This is a genomic window from Burkholderia sp. AU30280 (assembly GCF_020420125.1).
In the GTDB taxonomy this organism is placed as follows: Bacteria; Pseudomonadota; Gammaproteobacteria; order Burkholderiales; family Burkholderiaceae; genus Burkholderia.
In genome coordinates this window covers 166,623-182,588 of sequence record NZ_JAIZRY010000007.1, presented here as the reverse complement: position 1 = coordinate 182,588, position 15,966 = coordinate 166,623, and the positions used below count along the sequence as shown (strand labels likewise).

The 15,966-nt window shown below is 62.3% G+C and carries 14 protein-coding genes and 1 tRNA gene; 8 read left to right on the top strand and 7 right to left on the bottom strand.

Annotation, left to right across the window (positions count from 1 at the left end; all coding sequences use genetic code 11):
- Position 1 precedes the first annotated feature (1 nt).
- On the bottom strand, positions 2-2,113 hold the full coding sequence (locus LGN17_RS17950; RefSeq protein WP_226197975.1) for a type VI secretion system Vgr family protein: 2,112 nt from the start codon (positions 2,111-2,113) through the stop codon (positions 2-4).
- 140 nt (positions 2,114-2,253) lie between these two features.
- On the opposite strand from LGN17_RS17950, the gene tssF reads away from it, so the two are divergent.
- Positions 2,254-4,131 carry a type VI secretion system baseplate subunit TssF gene (gene tssF / locus LGN17_RS17945; protein ID WP_226197974.1) on the top strand — a complete coding sequence of 626 codons (1,878 nt, stop codon included), beginning with the start codon at positions 2,254-2,256 and terminating at the stop codon, positions 4,129-4,131.
- Between the two features lies 1 nt (position 4,132).
- On the opposite strand, the gene LGN17_RS17940 is transcribed toward tssF, so the two are convergent.
- On the bottom strand, positions 4,133-4,705 hold the full coding sequence (locus tag LGN17_RS17940) for a hypothetical protein (RefSeq protein WP_048025840.1): 573 nt from the start codon (positions 4,703-4,705) through the stop codon (positions 4,133-4,135).
- Between the two features lie 24 nt (positions 4,706-4,729).
- Positions 4,730-5,107, bottom strand: coding sequence for a DUF3592 domain-containing protein (locus tag LGN17_RS17935; protein WP_012492498.1), 378 nt, complete (start codon positions 5,105-5,107; stop codon positions 4,730-4,732).
- A gap of 1,378 nt (positions 5,108-6,485) precedes the next feature.
- Between LGN17_RS17935 and LGN17_RS17930 the strand changes: the two genes are divergently transcribed.
- The gene (locus LGN17_RS17930; protein ID WP_226197973.1) at positions 6,486-6,716 is read left to right on the top strand and encodes a hypothetical protein; all 231 of its coding nucleotides are present in this window, start codon (positions 6,486-6,488) and stop codon (positions 6,714-6,716) included.
- 591 nt (positions 6,717-7,307) lie between these two features.
- Here the strand turns inward: LGN17_RS17930 and LGN17_RS17925 are convergent.
- Positions 7,308-7,384: transfer RNA gene (locus LGN17_RS17925), tRNA-Arg, on the bottom strand.
- Between the two features lie 169 nt (positions 7,385-7,553).
- On the bottom strand, positions 7,554-8,384 hold the full coding sequence (locus LGN17_RS17920) for an undecaprenyl-diphosphate phosphatase (RefSeq protein ID WP_226197972.1): 831 nt from the start codon (positions 8,382-8,384) through the stop codon (positions 7,554-7,556).
- A gap of 478 nt (positions 8,385-8,862) precedes the next feature.
- Between LGN17_RS17920 and LGN17_RS17915 the strand changes: the two genes are divergently transcribed.
- The 5 genes from LGN17_RS17915 to LGN17_RS17895 all read left to right on the top strand — a co-directional run bounded on the left by LGN17_RS17915 (position 8,863) and on the right by LGN17_RS17895 (position 14,395).
- Complete coding sequence (locus LGN17_RS17915) at positions 8,863-9,774, top strand: aldose epimerase (protein ID WP_226197971.1); 912 nt, start codon at positions 8,863-8,865, stop codon at positions 9,772-9,774.
- Between the two features lie 152 nt (positions 9,775-9,926).
- Entirely contained in the window at positions 9,927-10,628 is a 702-nt protein-coding gene (locus LGN17_RS17910; RefSeq protein ID WP_226197970.1) for a peptidoglycan DD-metalloendopeptidase family protein, read from the top strand.
- Between the two features lie 368 nt (positions 10,629-10,996).
- Complete coding sequence (locus tag LGN17_RS17905) at positions 10,997-12,616, top strand: acyl-CoA synthetase (protein ID WP_226197969.1); 1,620 nt, start codon at positions 10,997-10,999, stop codon at positions 12,614-12,616.
- A 76-nt stretch (positions 12,617-12,692) separates the two neighbouring features.
- Complete coding sequence (locus LGN17_RS17900; RefSeq protein ID WP_175958504.1) at positions 12,693-13,022, top strand: DUF2288 domain-containing protein; 330 nt, start codon at positions 12,693-12,695, stop codon at positions 13,020-13,022.
- An 8-nt stretch (positions 13,023-13,030) separates the two neighbouring features.
- Positions 13,031-14,395 (top strand): MATE family efflux transporter, encoded by a 1,365-nt coding sequence (locus LGN17_RS17895; protein WP_226197968.1) that lies wholly within the window; start codon positions 13,031-13,033, stop codon positions 14,393-14,395.
- Between the two features lie 19 nt (positions 14,396-14,414).
- Here the strand turns inward: LGN17_RS17895 and LGN17_RS17890 are convergent, their stop codons facing one another.
- Complete coding sequence (locus LGN17_RS17890; protein WP_226197967.1) at positions 14,415-14,591, bottom strand: hypothetical protein; 177 nt, start codon at positions 14,589-14,591, stop codon at positions 14,415-14,417.
- A 136-nt stretch (positions 14,592-14,727) separates the two neighbouring features.
- Here LGN17_RS17890 and LGN17_RS17885 point away from each other — a divergent pair, with 136 nt between their 5' ends.
- Positions 14,728-14,898, top strand: a complete 171-nt coding sequence (locus LGN17_RS17885) for a hypothetical protein (protein WP_175967592.1) — start codon at positions 14,728-14,730, stop codon at positions 14,896-14,898.
- A 201-nt stretch (positions 14,899-15,099) separates the two neighbouring features.
- Here the strand turns inward: LGN17_RS17885 and LGN17_RS17880 are convergent, their stop codons facing one another.
- Positions 15,100-15,906: a GNAT family N-acetyltransferase gene (locus LGN17_RS17880; RefSeq protein WP_011351620.1), complete on the bottom strand. Its 807-nt coding sequence runs from the start codon at positions 15,904-15,906 to the stop codon at positions 15,100-15,102.
- Between the last annotated feature and the right edge of the window lie 60 nt (positions 15,907-15,966).

The window sequence follows — 15,966 nt, the reverse complement described above, 5'->3', positions numbered from 1 at the left end:
GTCAGTTGACGTCAACATCCTTGCCGTTGATCTGCACCGGCCCTGAGCCCTCGATTAGCAGTTGCGTGCCGCGCAGTGTGATGTGTCCGTTGCTCTCCATAATGAGCACCGAGCTACCGGTCTTGAGCTCGATACGGTCGCCAGCCGTGATCGTGTACGTCTTGCCGACCATCGTAGTCTTCGACAGGCCGACTTCTTCAGCGCTGGCCAGCCCCGCCGACGTGTTCACCGCACCGGCCACGGTCACCTGATACCCGCCACCGACTGTCAACGCCTTCGCAAGCCCCACGGTCTCCGTCGACGTCAGTGCAATCAGGAGATTCTCCATCCCATGGATCGTCTCGTTTCGATTGCCGCCCACTGTCAGCGTCTCGTTGTTGCCAACAGTTTCAGTGCGATCCACGCCAACATGAATAGTCTCGTTGTTGTCGACCGTTTCAGTACGATCGTGACCGACGTGCACCATCTCATCGTGATCGATATTCTTGGTGCGGTCGTTACCTACCCAATGCGACTCGTCGTGCTCGACCTCGATGCGCTGATCCTTCTCGGCGTGCAGCCAGACCTCTTCCTCGCCCTTCTTGTCCTCGAAGCGAATCGCATTGGCTGTGTTGACGTTACCGGTCTTCGTCGAACGCGTCAGAATCCCGCTCTGCGTCGCGTTAGCCGGCAATGCCCACGGCGGCATGTTCTGCGAGTTGTAAACGCGCGACGTCACCAGAGGACGGTCTGGATTTCCGTCCAGGAAGCTCACGACCACCTCATCCCCGATTCGCGGAATCTGAATCATCCCGAAACCGCTGCCCGCCCACGGCTGGCTCACCCGCACCCAGCAGGAGCTCCCTTGGTCGCGTTTGCCGAGACGATCCCAGTGGAACTGCACCTTCACACGACCGAGACTATCCGTATAAATCTCCTCGCCTTTCGGGCCGACGACGATCGCCGTTTGCGGCCCGACGATCGTCGGACGCTCGCCCTCGAACGCCGGGCGATACGGAATTTTCTTGCGAATGCAGGTGAAGCTGCACGAGTACGCCGAACTCCCCTCACCAGGCTCATAGTTGTTCGTGCCTGTGTGTGACACAGTCAGCAACAAGAATTGCCGGTCTTCCTGTTTGGTACTGGCGTGATCGTAGTGGTCGTCCAGCTCAAAGTATCGGCACGGCATCATCCGCCGCCCCGTCGTCACCCCGACGAACGTTTTACTGTGTGCAGCCAGCGCTTCCGTCCGGAAGCGCGTGAGCTCTTCACCCCGATCACTGTCAGCGAAACCATGCTCGCCGAGGTAGTCGTAAATCTCGTAGGACGGTACGTCGCCTTGATTGACCTCCGTTCCACCCGACACGAATCGCCGTGCATGAGGAATCTTGTAGTCGAAAGTTTTCAGTCCGACCGTGTCCGGCGCAAGCTGACGCTGCGCTTGAAATGACGTGATGACGGCAAGATTGTCCATCGCCTCGCCCTGGTTATATTGCAGCGATGGACTGCGCCCGTCGATCGGCTTCGCGGTCACCGAGTTATCGGCGATGATCAGCTTGTGCCCATCCTTCGCATGCTCGAAGTAATAGAACAGGCCATCCTCTCGCATCAGCCGTTCGACAAAGGCTAGGTCGGTTTCCCTGTACTGCGTGCAATAGCTGCGATTCTGCGTTCCCTTCGAGAGCCGGAACTCGAACGACGCGAGCTTGCCGTACTCGCGAAACACGCGCGAAAGAATCGCCTCTGTATTCTCTTCCTGAAAGATCCGAATGTCCTGCCGGCGAGAGAGCATCCAGAGCCACGGCAGGATCGTTGCGCTATACATCGCAAAGCCGCCATCGGTATCCTGATGTGAAAACGCTGCGACGTAACCGTGGAAATAGCGCTCTTCCGAGCTGGCGAGCGCATCGGTCAACTGCAACGTGATTGTCACAGGTTGGCCGATCAACTTCTTCAGCTCGATATTCTTGTCCTGCGACGCGAGCCGGACGTGCATCTCGAAATTCTGAGATAACCCCTCGGTACAATGGAAATCGACGAGCACGAGATCCGATCGACCTTTCAATGGCGTTTCAATCGTAAACAGGCGATTGCTCTGGAGCTGGAAGAAGCTCGCAATTTCGGACATTTGCATATGTAGCCTCGGAATCTCTCAGCGGAGGGGCAGTTTTTTGTCGGCGCGGCCATTTTAATATGGCTGCGCGCCATTTGGACTAGATGTCGGCTCCGTAAAACGGGGACTGATTATCGCGGACTGTTGAATATTTTCAGCGAATGGACCACCTGCTGTCACATTACGAACGTGAAGTCGGACTGCTTGCACACAGTCTTGCGGACTTTGCTCGACGCTTTCCGAAGATTGCAGCACGCCTCGGCATGTCTGGCGGTCACGTCGAAGATCCGCACGTCGACCGGATGGTACAGACGTTCGCGCTGCTAGCCGCTCGTGTCGATGCGAAGCTTGATGACGATTACCCGCAATTCACCGAGGCCCTTCTCGGAATTGCCTATCCGCAGTATCTGCGCACGGTCCCGTCATGCGCGGTTGCCTCGTTCGACCCATCGGTTCTGTTCGGTCAGCTTACCGAACCGCTGACGATAGCGCGCGGCACGATGCTGGACGCCAATGCTGCACCGTGCCGCTTCCGTACCGTCTACGACGTCACGTTGTCGCCATTGCGTATTCACTCGGCAAGCTACTCTCCAGCGACGCTTGCGCCAGCAGCGGCGCGTATCCCGGCAGAAGTGACGGGGATCATTTCGATTACCTTTACAAGCGAATCCGCGTCGCAAGCATTCGATGACGCCATTCCGTCCGCCCCAGTGCGGGTACATCTGTCCGGAGAGCGGCCGCTCGTCGCCGCGCTTTCCGATACGCTATTGCTTCGTGCATCGGCCGCCTACTTGGAGGTGGACGAAAGCGGATGCTGGACCCGCTTGTCGAAAGTCCCCATTGAGCCGGCCGGCTTTGCCGATGGCGAGCGATTGTTGCCGAACAAAGACGATACAAGCGCACAATCGTTCCGGCATCTGATCGAGTATTTTGCCTTCCCCGAGAAGTTTGATTTCGTCGACATCGACCTGGGTCGAATGCGTCGCGCCGCGCGCGCCGAAGCAGCTCGACGACTGACGCTTCACGTCGCCGTGCAAGGCACCGCCCATGATTCCGGCGCCGCTCAGATCCTGGCAACGCTGAACATCAGCACGTTCCGATTGTTTTGCACGCCGGTCGTCAACCTGTTCGAACGCGCGGCAACGCCTATCCAGCTAACCAGTCATGATGCCACCTATCCGATCACGCCGACCCCGTTGGCAACCGGCATTCCGCTGAGCGTCTACTCGGTTGAAGCCGTGTATCTGGGCGAGCGTATGAAGTCGGGCAAAGACAAGGCCGCCATCGCTTCACACGCGGCACCGCGCACGCAGGTGTGGCCGTATCGTGCATTCAGTCACGCGCGGCCCACAGATTCGTCCGCCATCTATTGGCTGGCCTACCGCGATCCGGAAGCCATGCCGGACGGCGCGCTGGCGGAATCGCAACTGGCGTTGGTCGACTTAAAGGGTCAAACCGCTCATCCGCGACACCCTCAGGTCGATGTCGATGTCCTGGCAACCAACGGAGCAATGCCGTCCCGGTTGCCGATCGGTGCCCCGGATAGCGATCTTCTGTACGAGGGTTCGGCATTGGCGTGCCCGATCATGCTGCTCTCCCGCCCCACCTTGCCGGCTGCCTTGCCGCGTGGCGGTGCACTTTGGCGCGTCCTGTCGGCACTGGCGCCACATCCGCTCGACCTGACGCGGACCGGACTACCCGCGCTGAAGGAGTTTCTCCGTTTCCATGCCCCGCGTTCCAGCGTGGTTGCCCAACGTTGCATCGACGCGATCGTATCCCTCGACTACAAACCGGCGATCAGGTGGATGTCTCTCGACAATCACTTCCCGTCATTTGTCCGCGGTGTGGAGATCCTGCTTTCGTTCTCCGAGGCTGCGACACGAGATGTCGCCCTGCATCGGTTCTCGGCCGTCATGGACAGGTTCTTCGGCCCGTACGCTCAGTCAAACAGCTACGTTCAACTCGTCGTGTTATCGGCCGAAAGCGGCAAGGAGCTTTTGCGGTGCGCTCCACGCCCTGGGACACAACCGCTGGTATAGGTCAGTGAAGATAGCCAGCCAGAATACCGCCACCAAAACCGGCCTGAAAACCAGCCGTTAGACCGTGCATGAAGAGCAGCGCCGGAGCATCCGCAATGGCCTCTGCCAGAATCATCGACATGGCTGGGCTCGTCAGGCCCAGCGCAAGCAATGCTGGATTGATGCCCAACAGCATGACGGTCCCCCCCTGCGCGACAACTGCCCCGCCGTAGCCATCAAGATAGACGGTTCCGCCTTGTAAATCCGATCGCGTAAGCTCGCTGCCCTTAAACGCACTTGTCATGTAAACGGTTCCATGACTCGGGAAATCATACGTCGAACCAGCCGCACTTGCGTCGTGGCTACCGAAACTCGGCAATTTCAACTCGGGAATTGTGAATCTCGGCAACTTGATTTTCGGAATCTTCGCGCCCCAACCGTAACCAATGCCCACACCACCGTAGTAGAAGCTTTGCGAATGCTTCTGAGGATCAGTGAGAACGATATTTCCACCCGTCGCAACTACGATGTCAACGCTCACCCCACCGCCCGCGCCAGTGTCATATTTCCACTTGCTCTTCCGAAGATACGACATACGCCCTCTCTCTTCTGCTTTTCGTTATGTCCGTGACGGCAGATTCATTATTCCGCACACGATCGCAACCGCACCCATGAAGGCAAAAACAATCGTTGAATCCCAGATCGCGGCGAAGACATTCATCGTTGCGCTGCCATCAGGATCGTCGGCTTGGTATCGCACCTCGACTCGCTGACCGAGCTCCACCTTCGTGACAATCCCGCCTTGCGGATACGAAATTTGCTGTCCCGTCTTGGTGGTGAATTGAATCTCGGGATGGTACCCGCCAGCATTGAGCTTAACGACAAGGCCCGGTACCACAATCGACGTTCGAAGAAACTCTCTAGTCGACTGTGCACTGATTGCAGCAGCGACAAGAAGGCCCACCCCAATCACAATGGCACTGATGCCCTTAAACATGACGCCCTCGTTTACATTCATTACAATTATTCGGGTGCTCCATGCTGATCGTATCAGCCTGCCAAATTCTAAAACATCCTCCCCTGGACGCCAGACTGTCCGCCTGGTGAGCTATCAGACCTTGGTCGGCAAGTGGCGGCGCTTGCGAATGGTCTTGGGATTTGTCGTCATCTCCAGGTAGGCGCACAGTCGACACCAGTGCCCGTTTCGAATCGTATTCGGCGTCGCGAACCAACGATGCCCGATATGGCATTCCCACTCAAGCCTCGTGCTGGAGTTCACATAGTCCGTCGAGACGCATCGACCGCCGCGCTCCCTTGCGATTGTTCGCATCAGCTTCAACCCTAGCTTCCGGCCATCGTACGCACACACACGGCACCACCTCCCCGCAACGATTGCCGCCGGCACTGCCGACCAGCGATGGCCATGTGCGCACGCCCATTCAAGTTTCGTCGCGGCGTTCTTGTAGGTACGAGAGAGGCACCGACCACCGTGTGCTTTCGCTAAACGGCGCATATCGGAGATGTCATATACGTTGCCCTGGTTCTGGCATCTCGGGCACCACGATCCTCGAAAGATCTTCGCTCCCTGCGCATCCCATTCGTGACCATGCCCGCAACAAAACCGGTAATAGGCATCGTTTCCGATGTACTCGGTCGCAAGACAAATACCGCCACGTTTCAACGCATGAGCCTGCATCGCTTGGAAGCCGTCAGCACGACGGTACGCTACCGACTTCCGCGCATTAGCACATTCACGGCACCACGCGCCTCTCGTCACCTCATACCCGACTGTCTCCCATTCGTGCCCTTCCGCACATCGAAAGCGATAACGATCTGAACGCTTTGTATAGGTCGTAGACAAGCATTTCCCGCCGCGATTCCGAGCGACCGCACGCAGGCGCTTCATCCCATCCGGATCGGACATCCGCTTTGAATGCTCCGCACGCGCACACACCACGCACCACGATCCCTTCTGCAAGTTGCTAGCCGTCTTCTCGAACGTGTGTCCTTCACGGCAAACGAACCGGTAGCGCGCCGTACGACCGGCATACTTGGCGGACAAACAACGCCCGCCGGCCTGTCGCGCAAGTTGATCAAGCTGTCGCAGCAACTCCTCATCACGGCAGGTAGGACATGCGATGAGGTTGTAGTACAGATGCGAACCGGATCGACTGACCTCGTGTCCATTGCTGCAACGGAAGCGATATTGAGCATTCCATCCTCGCCAATCGGATTTCAGCAGCTTCAATCCGTACGGCAAAAGCGCCTCGCGTATTCGTTTCAATTGGGTCAACTGACAATGCCCTTACTCCGCGTAATTGATCTACTTCGCGCAGATGTCGCGACACCCACGAAAAAATTTCAGCATCCACTCGTTGCCTTTGTACGATACCGCAGATCCGATCGATCAATTCGCATACACCACTGCCAATTGGCACATCAACCAATTTTTAACGATCGGCGAGCATCCCGCACTTGTGCTGGATTCCAATTTCTTTCAGCCACATATCACCTTCCTGAACACGGCCAGCTATGGCCGCTCCGTCGATGCATTTCCGCGTCGGCGCAATTCGCTCAGGAGTTTCCGTTATCTCGGATCCCCCTAACTTTGTGCTGATCGGGCTGGGCCTCGCACTCGTCGCAATGTTCGCGGTGGGTACGTACAAATGATGAGGACGTTCGCCGTGATCTGCATGTCGCGGGCAGCCTTGGTGACAGCACAAACCTTTGCGTAGCCATCGGCATGGCTCCCATCGTGGGTATGCGTGATACTCCTGCGCGGAATTACCACGAGCGGCAGGCTGTCCATCAGATAAATTGGCCATTGTGCGATTTGCTTTCAATCCAGTCAGTCTCCGGCGAGCATACCCCCACCGCACTCCAATTGATTTTATCGCGCTCTGTCCCCGCGACCCGACGCCCAAGCGGCATAAAGAATGCCAAGACTTTGGGAGTCTTGGCATCTGCGGTGACATCGACAGACGTCAACGGTCAGCCGGCCAAGCACCGAGCCTCGACCTTGTCGCACGACCGGCTCGGCATGCAGCGTACAACGCCATCAACGTGTCAGTGAAGGCGGCAAGTTGCACGTAGATTGCTTGCGATTCGGATTGACTGCAAACACCTACACGCTGCCTACACGAGCATGTCTACAGCGAATGGGGAATTTGAAATATCAGCTAACGCGCTGATTTCACTGGCCCGCCCTACACGATTCGAACGTGTGACCTACGGCTTAGAAGGCCGTTGCTCTATCCAACTGAGCTAAGGGCGGTCGGGGAGAAAAGACACGGCCAATCCGGACCGCATTTGACGCAAGGCTTCGATCGACAGCAACAACCACCCAACCCGAAGCCCCGAAACAAAACGGGCCCGGCATGAAGCCGAGCCCGAAATTATACCCGATCATCGCGTCACATCACGCGAGACCAGCCTTCGCAGCATCAAACCGGCTGCGGATGCAGCATGAACCAGCCGAGGCAGAACACGCCGGCGATCACGCAATACAGGCCGAACGAAGCCAGCCGGCCACGCCCTTCGAAGTAGCGCATCAGGAACCGCACGCTCAGGTACGCGGCGATCGCCGTCAGCACGCCGCCGAGCAGCGCATCGGCGAGCTGGTCGCGCGCATGGAACAGCTTCGGTAGCTCAAGTACACCCGCTGCGAAAATGATCGGCGTACCGAGCAGGAACGAGAATTCCGCGGCCTTCTCCGCCGTCAGCCCTGCCGCATTGCCGGCGATCATCGTCAGCCCGCTGCGCGAGAAACCCGGAATCAGCGCGCCGATCTGCGCGAGACCCACGAAGAACGCCTGCTTGAACGTCATCTTCTCAGGCGCCTGATGCACGCGACTACGCTGGATGCGATCGCCGAGCCACAGCAGCACGCCGTTCACGATCAGCGCGATCGCGACGATCCGCAGGTCATGGAACACGCGCTCGATGCGCTTTTCGAGGAGCAGCCCGACGATGCCGGTCGGGATCGTACCGATGATGAGCGCCCACATCAGGTGTCCGTCGTCGTTCCTGCGACCACCGAGCTGCGCGAAGAAGCCGCCGATCAGCGCGATCCAGCGCGCGCGGAAATACCACAGCAGCGCCAGCGCGGTGCCGAGGTGCAGCGCGACGAGGAACGGCAGAAGTTGCGGTGCGTGCTTGTCGATGTGCATGCCGAACAGTGCCGGCACAAGCAGCGTATGGCCAAGGCTGCTGACAGGGAAGAGTTCGGTGACGCCCTGCAGGACGCTCAGGAATACCAGAAACCAGAGACTCACGCGTCGGTCCTTTTAGTGAAGTTTGAGCGGAAAGAGAAGCGGACGACGCGATGCGCGTCCGAAAAAACGCGCCCCGATTATGCCGAGCCCGGATTACTCCGCCAAGGCATTTGGCTGGATATTGCGGCAATGCACACAAACGCTTGCAATTTGTAAGCACTCGGAAAGCAAAAAGCCCGCCATTCGCATGGCGGGCCTTTCGACTTCGGCAGGAATTGCCGTCAGCGGCCGAGCTGATAGAAAAATAATACCGTGCTGCCGGTGAACATGCCGAACAGTGCGAGTCCCATTGCCATTGCCAGATCCATGGCCCCCTCCACGAAGTGTCATGACCCGGCAACGTCACCGGTTTAGAGGCATTATCCCGACCGTTGACAGTCTTAAAAACTCGCGATTTCCCGAGAAGGGTTTTCCCCGAGCCGCCACGGCCCGATAATGGAGCGCGCCGTTCCCGTCCACCCGCCCAAGCCGATTCGCCATGCCGACTTTCCAGCAACACGACATTCACGAACTTCACGCCGGCCCGTCGCTCATCCGGGTCGCTCCGCAATTCGGCGGCCGCCTGCTGTCATGGCACGTCGACGGCGAACCGGTGATCTTCTGGCCGGAAACGGCCGACTGGAGCAACCTCGCACGCGTGCGCGGCGGCAACCCGCTGCTGTTCCCGTTCCTCGGCCGTCACCGCGTCGACGGCGAGCTCGGCCGCTGGCGCGACGCCGCCGGCGTGGTGCGCGACCTGCCGATGCACGGCTTCGCGCGCGACCTGCCGTTCGCCGCTCAGCCGTCGGCCGACGGCGCCGCGCTGTCGATGACGCTCGACGCGACCGACGCGCTGCGTGCCAGTTACCCGTTCGACTTCCGGTTCGAAACGACCTACCGGCTGGCCGACTCCCATACGCTCGAAGTCGCGCTGACGACGATCAATCGCGGCGACACGCCGCTGCCCTACTACGCCGGCCATCATTTCTATTTCGCGCTGCCGCACGGCGAACGCGCCGAAACCACGCTCGAACTGCCGCCGACGCATCGTTGCATGCAGCAGGCGGACGGTTCGATCAGCACGCCCGAACCGGGCGAAGCCCGTTATCAGCTCGACAACCCGGACATCCTCGACCGCTTCCACTGCCTCGACGGCGTGCCGTCCACGCCGGTGCGCATCGTGATGCCGGGCCGCCGCCGCACGATCGAGATCGCGCTCGACGTGCCGGGTTCGATCCCGTGGTTCGCGGTCACGACCTGGACCGAGAAGCCGGATTCGGACTTCTATTGCGTCGAACCGTGGCTCGGCCTCCCGGATGCGATCCACAACGGCCTCGGGCTGCGCATGCTCGCGCCGGGCGCGACCGAAACGGCCACCCTGCGGATTCGTGTCCTCCCGCTCGCCGGCTGATTCGACGGCTGGGACATCAATTCACAGCGTGCCAAGCCGGCACGCGACAGCCCCGGCGACGGCCCAAACTGCGGTACGCGGGTCGAACCCGTTAAAATCGGATGTTTTGTGTTACCTGCCGCGTCACGAGCGGCAGGGTTTTGCGAGGTTCAATGTTCGGAACAACAACGAAGCGACTCTTCGCAGCCGCCTGCGCCGCCCTGCTCGTCGCGTGCGGCTCCGCGCCTGTCGGCCCCGGGTTCTATCGCGTCGAGCGCGGCGATACGCTCTACAAGATCGCGCGCGACAACCGCACGTCGGTATCGAACATCGTGCGCTGGAACCAGATGACGAACCCCGATGCGATCGAAGTCGGCCAGGTGCTGCGCGTCGCGCCGCCGCCCGGCACGACCACCGCGTCGACGCCGTCGACCATCGGCACCGGGAGTGCCGGCCGTGCCCGCCCTGCGCCTTCCGCACCGGTTGAATCGGCCGTCAAGCCGGCCACGAGCATCGCGCTGGTCTGGCCGGCAGCCGGCAACGTAGTCCGCACGTTCGACGGCTCGAAATCGAAGGGCATCGACATCGCCAACTCGCCGGGCACGCCAGTGGTCGCGGCCGCGCCGGGCGTGGTGGTCTATGCCGGTAACGGGTTGCGCGGCTACGGCAACCTGATCATCCTCAAGCATAACGCCGACTACCTGACCGCCTACGCGCACAACCGCGCGCTGCTGGTGAAGGAAGGCCAGTCGGTCACGCAGGGGCAGTCGATCGCCGAGATGGGCAACAGCGACAGCGATCGCGTCGCGTTACATTTCGAGTTGCGCTACGGCGGCCGATCGATCGACCCGTCACGCTACCTGCCGGCACGTTGAGCGCCCGATGGGCGACACGCGATGCCGGCGCGCATCGCGTGCCGTCGGCGTGAGAATCGGAAAAGGTGATGTCAGCGCTTGCGCAGACGTCCGGTGAAACGGCCGGACAACGGATCGACGTGGCGAGCAAACGCTACCAGTACGCCGATTCCGATCAGGCTGAACCCCGCAGCTATCAGAAGCAAATCCATGGTCACACACTGATTTTTTAGTGATCTTATGCGTCATTGTGGAATCGTGCACTGAGCCGAGGCTATTGGACGAGTACGAAGATTCCCTACCTTCAGATGCCATTGTGGATTCGTCTGCGTGAAATCCTGATGTAAGCCGTTCGCTCGACACCACGTTCGCCTCTAGGAGACACCTCGATGCTGCCCGCCGCCGACTGCTATGACGACCTGCTCTCCCGCTTCGCGTGGGAGATTCCCGCGCACTACAACATTGGCGTGGACGTCTGCGACAAATGGGCAGACGGCAGCGGACGCCTCGCACTGATCCACGAAACGGCGCAAGGCGACGTTTTTCGCCTCACGTTCGACGACCTGAGGAACGCCTCTAACCGGCTCGCGAATAGCTTTGTGCGCGCAGGCCTGGGGCGAGGCGATCGCATCGGCATCTTTCTCGCGCAGGGCCCCGAAACGGCCATCGCGCACCTCGCCGCGTACAAGCTCGGCGCGATCGCGGTGCCGCTGTTCACGTTGTTCGGCATCGATGCGCTCGAATACCGGCTCGCGAACAGCGAGGCGGCTGCGCTCGTCACCGACGCGGCCGGCTACGCGAAGATCGCGCCGCTGCGCGCCCGGTTGCCGGCACTGCATACCGTCTACTGCATCGGCGACGATGCGCCCGATCATCCGGGCGTGCTGCGTTACGATGCGGCGCTCGCCGCCGAAACGCCCGATTTCATACCGGTCGATACGGCCGCCGACGATCCGGCGGTCATCATCTATACGTCCGGCACGACGGGCAAACCGAAAGGCGCGCTGCACGCACATCGCGTGCTGCTGGGCCACCTGCCGGGCGTCGAGATGTCGCAGCAGTGCTTCCCGCGCGACGCGCGCCTGTTCTGGACGCCGGCCGACTGGGCATGGATCGGCGGCCTGCTCGACGTGCTGCTGCCGTCATGGCATCACGGCGTGCCCGTGCTTGCGCGCCGCTTCGAAAAATTCGACGGCGACGCGGCATTCGCGCTGATGGCACGGCACGGCGTCACCCATGCATTCCTGCCGCCCACCGCGTTGAAGCTGATGCGCTCCGTCCCGGCACCGCGCGAACGCTACGCGCTGTCGCTGAAATCCGTCGCGAGCGGCGGGGAATCGCTCGGCACCGAACTGACGGCCTGGGGGCGCGACGCGCTCGGCGTGACGATCAACGAGTTCTACGGGCAAACCGAGTGCAACATGGTGCTGTCGTCGTGCGCGGCGCTGTTCGATGCGCAGCCAGGCGCGATCGGCAAGGCGGTGCCCGGCCATGCGGTCGCAATCGTCGACGCGGACGGCACGCCGCTGCCGCCCGGCGTCGAAGGGCGCATCGCGGTGCGCCGCCCCGACCCGGTGATGTTCCTCGAATACTGGCGTAACGCCGACGCAACGCGCGACAAGTTCGCCGGCGACTACCTGCTCACTGGCGACACGGGCATGATCGACGCTGACGGCTTCGTGCGCTTCGTCGGCCGCGACGACGACGTGATCACGAGCGCCGGCTACCGGATCGGCCCGGGCCCGATCGAGGACTGCCTGCTCACGCATCCTGCGGTGCGGATGGCGGCCGTCGTCGGCGTGCCCGACGCAACGCGCACCGAGATCGTCAAGGCGTTCGTGGTGCTGAATCCTGGCCACACCGGCGACGACGCGCTCGCGCAGGCGCTGCAGGCACATGTGCGCACACGTCTTGCCGCGCACGAGTATCCGCGCGCGATCGCATTCGTCGACAGCCTGCCGATGACCGCGACCGGCAAGATCGTGCGCCGCGCGCTGCGCGACGCGTAGGCCGGCCGCCACCCGCGCCGCCCGCCCGGCCGGATGGTTTATAGTGGCGCCACTACGCAGTCATTCCAAGAAAACGATGTCCTCTTCCTCTGATCACCACTCCGACGCGAGCGCGTCGCACAGCCCGCTCTACGCCAAACTCCTCGGCGAAACCGCCAAGATCGACTGGTGCGATCTCGAACGCTTCTTCGCGCAGGGCAAGCTGCTGTCCGTCGCACGCGACCTCGATCTCGTCAGCGTCGCGGAAGCCGTTGCTGCCGACGATGCCGAGCAGGTCACGCGCTGGCTGTCGGCAGGCCTCGTCGCGCGCATGCCGGCCGAAACCGCCGCCGACTACGCGGCGCGCAACCCGGAGCTGTGGGCGGTCGTCGTATCGCCGTGGGTCTGCGTGCAGGAACGCGCCTGACGCGTCCCATGTCCGAATCCGCGTTACCGCACGGGGCCGGCTCGGCCGCCGTCACGCATCGGCGTGTCCTCGCGCTCGCGTTCCCGATCGTCCTCGCGAACCTGACGCAGCCGATCCTCGGTGCGGTCGACACGGCCGTCGCCGGCCACCTCGACGGCGCGCAGTACCTCGGTGGTGTCGCGCTCGGCGGGCTGTTCTTCAGTTTCGTGTTCTGGGGGTTCGGTTTCCTGCGGATGGGGACCACCGGCCTCGTCGCGCAGGCCCATGGTGCCGGCGACGCCGCCGGGATCCGCCTGAACCTGCTGCGTGCGTTGATCGTCGCATTCGCACTCGGCGCCGCGGTGCTGGCGCTGCAGGTGCCGCTGCTGTCGTTTGCGCTGTCCGCGCTCGGCGGCAGCGATGCCGTCCGTGCAACGGCGCTTGCGTATAGCCATGCGCGCATCTGGGCCGCACCGTTCGCGCTCGCGAACTATGTCGTGCTCGGCTACCTGCTCGGCACGCAGCGCGTGCGGCTCGCGCTCGTCGCGCAGGTGTTCATCAATGCGGTGAACATCGGCGCCGTGCTGCTCTACGTGTATGGCTTTGGCTGGGGCATTGCCGGCATCGGCGCCGCGACGGCCACCGCAGACGCATGCGGCTTCGCGCTCGGCGCATGGATGCTGTGGCGGCTGCGGCCGCGCGGCCTTGGCCCGATCGCGGTACGTGCGCTTGCCGACCGCGTCGCGCTCAAGCGGCTGATCGCGCTCAATCGCGATATCTTCCTGCGCACGCTGTGCCTGCTCGGCGCATTCGGCTGGTTCGCGCACCTCGGTGCGAAGCAGGGCGATGCGACGCTCGCGGCAAACGCGCTGCTGCTGAATTTCCAGACGTTCATGGCGTACGGCCTCGACGGCTTCGCGCATGCGGCCGAGGCACTCGTCGGCGCGGCCGCCGGTGCGCGCGACCGCCGCGCGTTCCGGCAGGCCGTGCGCGTCACGCTGTTCTGGTCAGCGCTCGGCGCGCTGCTGTTTGCGCTCGTGTACTGGGCCGCTGGGGGCTGGATCGTCGCACGCCTGACCGACCAGGCCGAGATCCGCGAAGTGGCGCTGCGCTACCTGCCGTGGGCCGCGATTTCGCCGATCGTGTCGGTCTGGGGCTTCCTGCTCGACGGCGTCTTCATCGGCGCCACGCAGACGCAATCGCTGATGCGTGCAATGGTCGCGTCGCTCTCGATCTTCGTCGTGGCCACGCTCGCCGCGGTCGGCACGTTCGGCAATCACGGCCTCTGGTTCGCGCTCCTGCTGTTCATGGCCGCACGCGGCGCGACGCTGGCGCGCTACCTGCCGGCGCTGTTGCGGCACATCGGCGCCGACGCGCCCGCAGCCCGCGCCTGACGGCGGGCCGAACCGGCCATTACTGCGTGGGTTTCGGCGGCGGCGCGTCGAGCATCGACGGCGGCGTCATGTCGGTCGGCACGCCATGATAGTCGGCCGGATCTTCCGGCGGATGGCCGCGATGGGCCTGATGCGGATCGCTGGTACAGCCGGCGAGGAAAGATGCGGCCAGCACGGCCAGCATGAAACGGGTCATCGGGTATGGCTCCGGAAATCGGCGCGCCCATCGCACGCCGGGACCGCGCCGAGTCTAGCGGAATTCCCGTTTCGGAGTCGGGCCGCGCATGTCCTACTATGTACGCATGGCACTCAGCCGAGGAAAGGAGGCTGCCATGTCGTCTGAAGAAATTGCCGGCCTGATTGGCCTGTTCGTCGGTCTGATGGTGCTCGTCGCCCTGTCGTTCTTCGAGTCGCGCGAATACAAGCGCAGCCATCACGGCGAAGGGATGATCCATCACTGGATGGCCGAACACCACCTGCTCGACTGGCGGCGCAAGCACTAAGCGCGCCGCTGCCACCCGGCCCTTCTCCGGGCCGTTCTCGAACGTACCGTCCCGCGGTACGCCGGAAACTGCGTAGCGCCGAAATTAACAGGGTCCGATTCACACGCGTTGGTCAGATGGACGAACGCCGTCGCGCGGCTCGTACCACGCGACGGCGTTCGCTTGCGCGCGCCCGGACGGGCACAACGCGATTCCGGCGGCTCAGCCCAGGAAGTGACGGGCGTAGCGCGCGTTGATGTCGGACAGGCGGAACAGCGTCAGGAAATCCGCGCAGTTGAAGTCGGGATCCCAGGCCGGTGCACCGCAGATCTTCGCGCCGAGACGCAGGTAACCCTTGATCAGCGGCGGCGGCGCCACGACGGTGCCTGTCTGCAGTTCGTCGACCGGCAGGGCCGTGTGCGGGAATGCGCGATATTCGGGCGCCGTCAGCGAGCCTGCCGACAGCGACTGGTACAGGTTCGCCGCATAGTGGCCGCCGTCGGCCATCGACACGCTCGCGCAACCGAGCATCGTCTCGTAGCCGTTCTGCATCATGTATGCGCCAAGGCCGCCCCACAGCGCCATGATGACGGCGCCGCTGCGGTAGTCGCTGTGCACGCACGAGCGGCCGACCTCGACCATCTTGCCGCGCAGATGCGTGAGGCGCGACAGGTCGAATTCGCCTTCCGCGTACAGGCGGCCGACACGCGCCGCCTGGTGCGGGGGCAGCACGCGGTACGTGCCGACGACCTTCAGGGTGTCGAGATCGCGAACCAGCAGGTGGTCGCAATACGCATCGAACGGATCGACGTCGAGACCGGAGGGGCCGCTGACCTGCGCGCCCATCTCTTCGGCGAACACGCTGTAACGCAGGCGCTGGGCTTCGCGCAATTCGTCTTCCGTACGCGCCCACGCGGCACGCAGGCGATACTCCGATGTGACGGTTTCAGCAGCGCGCGGCAGGTGGCGCCGCGACGTGTCGAGGGGCAGCGAGGCAAAAGGGAGCGTAGGCGTCGGCAGTTCTCGCATTAGGCTTTCCTGATCGTAAGGAATAGGACGACATGCCCGCCAATGTAGTAATCGGCCGTG